The sequence below is a fragment of the Micromonospora sp. genome, assembly GCF_048594385.1.
In the GTDB taxonomy this organism is placed as follows: Bacteria; Actinomycetota; Actinomycetes; order Mycobacteriales; family Micromonosporaceae; genus Micromonospora; species Micromonospora wenchangensis.
Window position 1 is genome coordinate 1 of the sequence record NZ_JBMDWU010000088.1, and the last position, 7,705, is coordinate 7,705.

The 7,705-nt window shown below is 75.7% G+C and carries 5 protein-coding genes and 1 pseudogene; 1 reads left to right on the forward strand and 5 read right to left on the reverse strand.

All coding sequences use genetic code 11. The annotated features are described in order from the left end of the window. Positions 1 to 620, reverse strand: a pseudogene (locus ACOJTC_RS04055) (hypothetical protein); the annotation flags it as partial. An 84-nt stretch (positions 621 to 704) separates the two neighbouring features. Between ACOJTC_RS04055 and ACOJTC_RS04060 the strand changes: the two are divergent. Continuing rightward, the gene (locus ACOJTC_RS04060) at positions 705 to 1,214 is read left to right on the forward strand and encodes an NUDIX hydrolase (RefSeq protein WP_420115802.1); all 510 of its coding nucleotides are present in this window, start codon (positions 705 to 707) and stop codon (positions 1,212 to 1,214) included. A 28-nt stretch (positions 1,215 to 1,242) separates the two neighbouring features. Here the strand turns inward: ACOJTC_RS04060 and ACOJTC_RS04065 are convergent, their stop codons facing one another. The 4 genes from ACOJTC_RS04065 to ACOJTC_RS04080 form a co-directional block, all read right to left on the reverse strand. Next, complete coding sequence (locus tag ACOJTC_RS04065) at positions 1,243 to 3,447, reverse strand: glycosyl hydrolase family 95 catalytic domain-containing protein (protein ID WP_420115803.1); 2,205 nt, start codon at positions 3,445 to 3,447, stop codon at positions 1,243 to 1,245. Then, positions 3,444 to 4,502, reverse strand: a complete 1,059-nt coding sequence (locus tag ACOJTC_RS04070) for a LacI family DNA-binding transcriptional regulator (RefSeq protein WP_420115804.1) — start codon at positions 4,500 to 4,502, stop codon at positions 3,444 to 3,446. The genes ACOJTC_RS04065 and ACOJTC_RS04070 overlap by 4 nt, the downstream gene beginning before the upstream one ends. Further along, positions 4,499 to 6,961 (reverse strand): glycoside hydrolase family 3 C-terminal domain-containing protein, encoded by a 2,463-nt coding sequence (locus ACOJTC_RS04075; RefSeq protein WP_420115805.1) that lies wholly within the window; start codon positions 6,959 to 6,961, stop codon positions 4,499 to 4,501. The genes ACOJTC_RS04070 and ACOJTC_RS04075 overlap by 4 nt, the downstream gene beginning before the upstream one ends. 235 nt (positions 6,962 to 7,196) lie before the next feature. Then, on the reverse strand, positions 7,197 to 7,705 hold a 509-nt coding region (locus ACOJTC_RS04080; protein ID WP_420115806.1), incomplete at its 5' end, for an ROK family protein.

Below are 7,705 nucleotides of genomic sequence, written 5' to 3' on the forward strand. Positions count from 1 at the left end.
GTGTCCCGTTCGGCGCGCAGGGTCCGCAGCTCGTGGCGGGCGGCGTCGCGGTCCCGTTCGGCCTGCACCCGCAGCGCCTGGGCGGCGGCGGCGTCCCGGCGGGCCGTGTCGGCGGCGGTGAGCGCCTGTTCGGCCTGTTCCCGGGCGGCGGCGGCGCGGGTGTCGGCCTGCTCGGCGCGCTGCTGGGCCGCGTCGGCTGAGGCGAGCGCGGCCCGGGTCTCCTGCCGGGCGCGGGCGGTGTCGGCGGCGGCCGTCTCGGCGGCCTCGCGGGCCTCGTCGCGGGCGGTGTGCGCGGCGGCGATCTCGGTGGCGGCGTCGGCGCGGGCCTGGGCGAGCTGCCGCTGCACCCCCGCCGGGGACAACTCGGCGTGCAACGCCTCGGTGAGGGTCTGCACCACCTGGTCGAGCCGGTCGACGACCTCCCAGGTGCGGGCCACCTGACCGGGCAGTCCGGGGGCGTTGCGGTGGCGCATCCGCGAGTTGCGCGACGCCCGCTGGCAGGCGCCGTCGTTGTCCCGGCAGTACCGGAACGGGCGTCCCGCACCGGCACGTTGCGGCACGTCACGTCCACAGTGCGCGCAGGGACGCAGGTCGGCGGGGGTGGTGGGCTGCGGGTCCATCGACGGGGAAGTCTAGAGGCTGCCCGGGCACACCCCCACCACCGGTACGACCCGCGCCGTCGCCGGGACCGTTACGGTGGGCCGGTGGCCGTCTCCCCGTACATCGTGAAGTTGCGCGCCCACGTCGGACACGACCTGTTGCTGCTGCCCGGGGTGACCGGGGTGGTCCACGACGACGCCGGTCGGGTGCTGCTGGCCCGCCGTAGCGACAACGGCCGCTGGTCGCTGCCGGCCGGCGTGGTCGACCCGGGTGAGCAGCCCGCCGACGCGGTCGTGCGGGAGGTGTGGGAGGAGACCGGGGTCCGGGTCGTCGTCGACCGGCTCGCCGGGGTCGCCACCCACCCGGTGGTGTACCCCAACGGTGACGCCTGCGAATACCTCAACGTGTGGTTCCGGTGCCGGCCGGTCGGTGGGCGACCCCGCGCCGACGGCGACGAGTCCACCGAGGTCGGCTGGTTCGCCCCGGACGCGCTGCCGCAGCTGGACGAGTGGGCGCGGCTGCGGCTGGACACCGCCGCCGCCCCCGACGACGCCCCCTGGTTCGCGCGGCCCGGGCAGCGGCATCCCGCCCTGTGCCGGCCCGACGCGCTGTGACCCGCGTGCCTGCCGGACCGTGGGCGGGTCACCGGCGGTGGGTCACCCGAACCGGGGTGCCCGCCGGCAGGTCGCAGTCGGTGTCGCCGTAGGGGCTGCGGACCCGGATCCGTCGGCTGGTGGCGGCGACCAGCCGGGCGGTGACCCGACCGTCGTCCCAGGTCAGCTCCTCGACGGTGAGCCGGCCCCGGCAGGTCACCCCGCGCAGCGTCCCCCGTCGCAGGCCCGGCGGCAGCGCCGGCAGCAACCGCAGCAGACCCGGGCGGGTCTGCACCAGCGCCTCGATCAGCACCGCCGGCAGGGTGTGCGCGGCGTCGGCGTTGTAGGTCACCCGGCCCGGGTTGTGGGCGCTCATCAGCGACCGGAAGAACATGTCCGCCGCGACGATCCGCCGCAGGTACGCCCCGACCAGCGGCCCGTCGCCGAGCCGGGCGGCCACCAGGGCCCGGTGCAGGATGCCGTGGGCGGAGCCGTCCTCGTCGCCGCGGACCGTCAACGCCCGGTGCGCCGCCGCCGCCAACTCCGGGGTGTCCTCGGGGTCGATCTCCCCGGTAGGCCACACCGGGTAGAGGTGGCTGACGTGCCGGTGGTCGTCGTCGGGGCGGTAGCCGGGCCACGCCCACTCGGCCAGCGCGCCCCGCGCGTCGATGCGGTAGCCGGGCAGCCGGTCCCGTACCGCCGCCCACCGCCGCGACCCGGTCACCTCGGCGGCGACCGTCATGGCGTGCCGGGCGGCGGCGACGTCCATGGTGGCGTTCACGGCGACCGGCACCGGCCGGCCGGTCCCGTCGAGCGGCCCGGTCTCCGGCGAGTACGACGGCACCAGCGCCGGCTGCCCGTCGACGTCGGTGAGCACGTCGGTGAAGAAGTCGGCCACCTCCGCCAGCCACCCCGCCACCTCCCCCAGCGGTTCCCCGGTCACCTGGTGGTGTTCGTAGAGGGGGTGCAGCAGCCAGTGCGCGCCGGCCAGCCACGCGGTGAACGGCCAGTGCGGGTGGACGTGGAACAGGTGCCCGTGTTCACCGTCGGTGCGGCTGGGCGCGAGCAGGCCCCGTGCCCCGTAGACGGCGCGGGCGTTGTCCCGCCAGTGGTCGACCTGGGCGCGGACCAGCCGGGCGTGCGCGGCGGTCACCTCCGGCAACGCGCCGACGTTCGCGCCGGCCAGTTGCAGGTTGAGGTTCGCGTCGGTGGTGAAGTCCCCCGCCCAGGCCGCGTCCCAGGACCCCGTCCAGATGCCGGTCAGTCGGGGTGGCAGCACGCCGCTGGCGCTGAACAGCAGGTACCGGCCGGCGTGGAAGAGACGTTCCAGCAGCGCCGGGTCCAACCGGTCACCGGCGGTGGCCTGCCGGGCGAGCAGCGCACCCACGGGCAGGTCCCGGTCGGCGGCCGGCACCGCCAGGTCCAGGTCGACCCGCCGGTAGGGGACGGTGTGCCGGGTGACGTGCCGGGCCAGCAGCGTCGGGTAGTCGGCCGGGTGCCCGGCGAGTCGCCGCTGCTGTGCGGCGGTGGGCCACGCCGCGGTGGCGGTGCGGTCCAGGACGGTGGTCAGCAGCGCCGGTCCGCGTACCAGCACCCGGTCACCGGCGGGTTCGGCGTCGCCCCGCACCAGGGTCACCGCCTCGAAGCCGTACGCGCCGCCGACGTCGGGGTAGCGGCCCCGCACCCGCAGGAACACCAGCCCGTCGTGGCGGTAGGCGGTGGTGTCGTAGCGCACCGTGTCGGGGCGGCCGGGCAGGTCACCGGTCGCCCCGACGACGCAGTCGCCCTGGTCGAGGTGGGTGACGACCAGCCGGTCGGCGCGGGAGACGAAGCTGCGTCGCCGCCGCCCGGACCACCGCACCACCACCTCGCCGGTGGTGAAGTCGGTGTGCCGCCGGTAGTCACGCACCGTCGTGGCGGGGGCGTCGACGGTCAGCGCGAACCCCGGATGGTACGACTGGGTCCACGCCAGGTCCCGGCCGCCGGTGAGCAGTTCACCGGCCTCGGCGCGGCGGCCGGTGAGGACCAGTTCCCTGATCCGGGGCAGCAACGCGGCCAGGTTCGGTGCCCGCGCGTCGTGGGTGCCGTTGGGCAGCACGAACCGGTGGTGGTTGACCACCAGCCGTTCGGCGTGCGGGTCACCGGGGACCATCAGTCCGTACTCGCCGTTGCCGGTGAGGAAGGCGTCGGGCCAGTCGGCGGCCGGGGCGTCGTCCCAGATCCGGTGTGCCGACGGGGGTGGCCCGCCGGTCACCGGGGGGTCCGGGCCGTCGGCGCGGCGGTGCTGTCCCGGATGGTCAACCGGGGCGGCAGCAGCGTCACCTCCGGCACCGGCTCGTCGTGCAGTTTGCGCATCAGCAACGCCACCGCCTGCCGGCCGATCTCCTCGGCGGGCACCGGCACCGAGGTGATCCGGGGTGCGGCCTGTTCGGCGAACTGGTCGGGGCAGATCGCCACCACCGACATGTCCTGCGGCACCCGCCGTCCCAGGGTCGGCAGGCAGGCCAGCACCGGCCCGACGGCCGCCTCGTTCTGCACCACCAGCGCCGACAGGTCGGGGTGCCGGTCGAGCAGGTCGGCGAGTTCCTGACGGATCGCGGCGGGCCCCTCCTCGAAGGGTTGGGTGACGACGGTGACGCCGTGCCGGTCGGCGGCGGCGGCCACCCCGGCGCGGGTGCGGTGGGCGAAGCCGGTACCCCGGTCGTAGACGGCGGCGGGAGCGCCGAGCAGTGCCACCCGGTGGTGCCCGAGCCGGGCCAGGTGGTCCACGCACACCTGACCGGCGCGGTGGAAGTCCAGGTCCACACAGGTCAGGCCGGTCGGGTCGGCGGGGACGCCGATCAGGACGCTGGGTCGGGTCAGGTCCCGCAGCAGCGGCACCCGCGAGTCGTCCAGCTCGACGTCCATCACCAGCATCCCGTCGACCATGGCGCTGCCGGCGATGCGGCGCAGCCCCGACGGCCCCTCGTCGGAGGTGACGAGCAGGACGTCGTGGTCGAAGCGGCGGGCCGTGGTGACCACCGCGATCGCGAACTGCATCACCACCGGCACCTGCATGCCGGCGCGTAGCGGCAGCACCAGGGCGATGGTGTTGGCGCGTCGGCTGGCCAGCGCCCGCGCCCCGGCGTTGGGGTGGTAGCCCAGTTCCCGGATGCTGGCCAGCACCCGGGTGCGGGTCACCTCGGAGATGGCCCGTTTGCCGCTGAGCACGTACGACACGGTGCTGACCGCCACCCCGGCGTGCCGGGCGACGTCGACGATGGTGACCTGGTCGGACGACTTGCGGCTGCGCCCGGACGTGCCGGTCACCGGGCACCGCCGGCGGTCACCGTGGGGCGGGGTTGCGGCGCGGCGGCGCGGGTGTGCACGGTCACCGCGCCGACGGCGCGGATGTCGCGGGCGGAGCGGCCGACCAGCAGGGTGTGGGTGGCGTCCTCCAGCACCGGGCCGCCGCGCTGCTCGTCCCACCAGGTCAGGTCGTCGGCGCGCAGCCGCAGGGTGACGGTGCGCCGCTGGCCGGGGGCGAGGGTGACCCGGGTGAAGTCGCGCAGCTGCCGCAGCGGCTGCTTGACCCGGGAGCGGCGCTGCCGGGTGTAGAGCTGCACGGTCTCCTCACCCTCCCGGTCGCCGGTGTTGGTGACCTCGACGTTCACCTCGACCTCGTCGCCGGCGGTCACCGTCGGCGGGTCCACCCGCAGGTCAGCGTAGTGGAACCGGGCGTAGCTCAGGCCGTGGCCGAACGGGTACAGCGGCTCGCCCCGGTAGTAGAGGTAGGTGCTGTCGGCGCCGATCACGTCGTAGTCGAGCAGGTCGGGCAGGTCGGCGGCGTCGGGGTACCAGGTCTGGGTGAGCCGGCCGCCGGGGTCGGCTGCGCCGAGCAGCACCTGCGCCAGGGCGGTGCCGTGTTCCTGCCCGCCGTGCGCCGACCACAGCACCGCCGGCAGGTTCTCGTGCGCCCAGCCCACCGCGTACGGGTAGCTGCTGGTGAGTACCAGCACCGTCTGCGGGTTCGCGGCGTGCACGGCGTGCAGCAGCCGTTCCTGCCCGGCGGGCAGGGCCAGGTCGACGCGGTCCTCGGTCTCCCGGCCGTTGACCATCGGGTGGTTGCCGAGGACGACGACGGCCACGTCGGCGGCGTCGGCCAGCGCGGCGGCCTCGGCCACGCCGTCGGCGACGAGTTCGACGGTGAACGCGGTGGCGGTGTCCGGGTCGGTGGCGTCGGCGCGCAGCCGCCCGTCCTCGTCGACCCGCACGTACGCGCCGGTGGCGAGGTGGTGCAGCAGGGTGGTGCCGTCGGGGCGGTGCCGGAGGCGGAACGTCTCCCGCACGATCCAGCCGCCCGGTCCGGGACGGTCGTTGGCCAGTGCCCCGTCGTCGTCGGCACCGACGTGCCGGCCGTTGGCGACGGCGCGTAGCGCCACCACGTCCTGCCCCCAGTCGAACACGTCGAACCAGGTGCCGTCGCGGCCGTCGTCGGCGGTCAGCGGCCCACCCTCGGAGGAGCGGGGGCAGCGGACGTACCGGTCGCCGACGCGCAACGCGATCCGGTCGGCCCCGCAGTGGTGGGTGACGGTGGGCAGTTCCCGGGCGAGGCCCTCCCGGACGGTGACCGCGTACGGCAGGGTGCCGCTGTACCAGTCCTCGTACACGGTGTCGGCGAGCGGGCCGAGGACCGCGACCCGGGGTGGGGTGCGGGTGGGCAGTGGCAGCAGCCCGTCGTTGTCGAGCAGCACGATCGACTGGCGGGCGGCCTCACGGGCCAGGTCCCGGTGGGCGGGGCTGTCGAGCACGTCGGGGCAGACCCCGGCGAACGGGTCCTGCCCGGGTGGGTCCAGGTCGCCGAGGCGGATGCGGATGCTGAGGATGCGGCGGACCGCCCGGTCCACGTCGGATTCGTCGACGAGCCCCCGGCGCAGGGCTTCGGTCAGGCGTTGGACGGTCGGTGCGCTGTCGGTGTCGTCCTCGGTGAAGTTGTCGATGCCGGCGCGCAGGGCGGCGGCGAATCCGGTGACGTGGTCGGGCAGGTGGCCCTGCACGCCGGCGATGTTGGTGACCGCCCCGGCGTCACCGACGACCATCACCTCGTGGCTGGTCCACCGGCGCAGTTCGTCGTTCAGCAGCGGGCTCAGGTGCGCGGGCACCCCGTCGACCAGGTTGTAGGAGGCCATCACGGCGACCGCCGCACCGGCGGCGAGGGGCGCGCGGAACGCGGGCAGTTCGTACTCGTGCAGGACCCGGGGTGGCAGGTCGCTGGAGGTGGTGGCCCGGTCGGTCTCGTTGTTGTAGCCGAGGAAGTGCTTCACCGTCGGGGCGGTGCGCAGCCGGTGGGGGTGGTCGCCGCGCAGCCCGGACGCGTAGGCGGTGGCGAGCCGGCCGGTCAGCCACGGGTCCTCCGACCAGCCTTCCTCGTTGCGGCCCCAGCGGGGGTCGCGCAGCGGGTTGACCACCGGCGCCCACACGTTGAGCCCGACGCCGGCGGGGTCGGCCTGGTGTTTGACCCGCACCTCGGTGCCGACGGCGTCGCCGACGGCCCGGATCAGGTCGGGGTTCCAGCTGCTGGCCAGGCCGACGACCTGCGGGAAGACGGTGGCCGGGCCGAGCCAGGCGACCCCGTGCAACGCCTCGGTGCCGGTGCGGAAGCCGGGCAGGCCCAGCCGGGGCACGGGGGCCTGCCACTGGTGCAGCAGGCCGATCTTCTCCGGCAGGGTGAGCTGGGCCAGCAGCTCGTCGGCGTGCGTTTCGGGGGACGGTCCGGTGGGGTCGTTCATCTGCGGTTACCTTCCGGTGGCTCGCGGTGAGGCGTCCGGCCGGCGGTCGAAGCGTTTCGACGGCCGTGGTGACGTGCGGCATCGCGGAGTGAGGGTGGTGGCGGTCGTCGGCCCGGAGCGGCGAAGCGCTTCGACGACTGCGGAAAACGTGCCGCCCCGGGTGCCCGAACGACGGGGCGGCGGTTCGAGGTTGGCACCTGCGCGTCGGCCGGTCAAGAGGTGACCGGCCCCCGGATCAACCGGCGGGGAGTCGACCGGCCTCGATGGTGGCCAACGCGGCGGTGGCGCCGCCCAGCGCGGGGGCGGCGGAGTCCAGCGTGGAGGCGTCGAGGCGGCAGCCCCCGGCCTGCGGGGCGAGGGTCCGGGCGACCAGTTCCGCGCGGGCGGCCGGCAGCAGCCAGGGCGCGAGGGTGGCGAAGTGCCCGCCGACCACGATCGCCTCCGGGTTGAGCAGGTTCGCCAGGATCGACGCCCCGTGCCCGAGGTGCCGGCCGATCTCGGCGAGCCCGGCCAGCACGGCCGGGTCCTCCTGCCGGGCCGACGCCACGATCCGGTCGAGTTCCGGCAGGTAGTCGGTGACCGGGCCGTCCTGGATGGCGTCGGGCAGCAGGCGGGCCACCACGGCCGGCAGCGCGGTCGACGCGGCCAGGCCGCCGCGGCGGCCGCACGGGCCCCGGGGGCCGGGCGGGGGGCGGCGGAGGGGGGCGAGGTGAACCGCGGGGCGCCCGCCCCCCCCCCGCACCC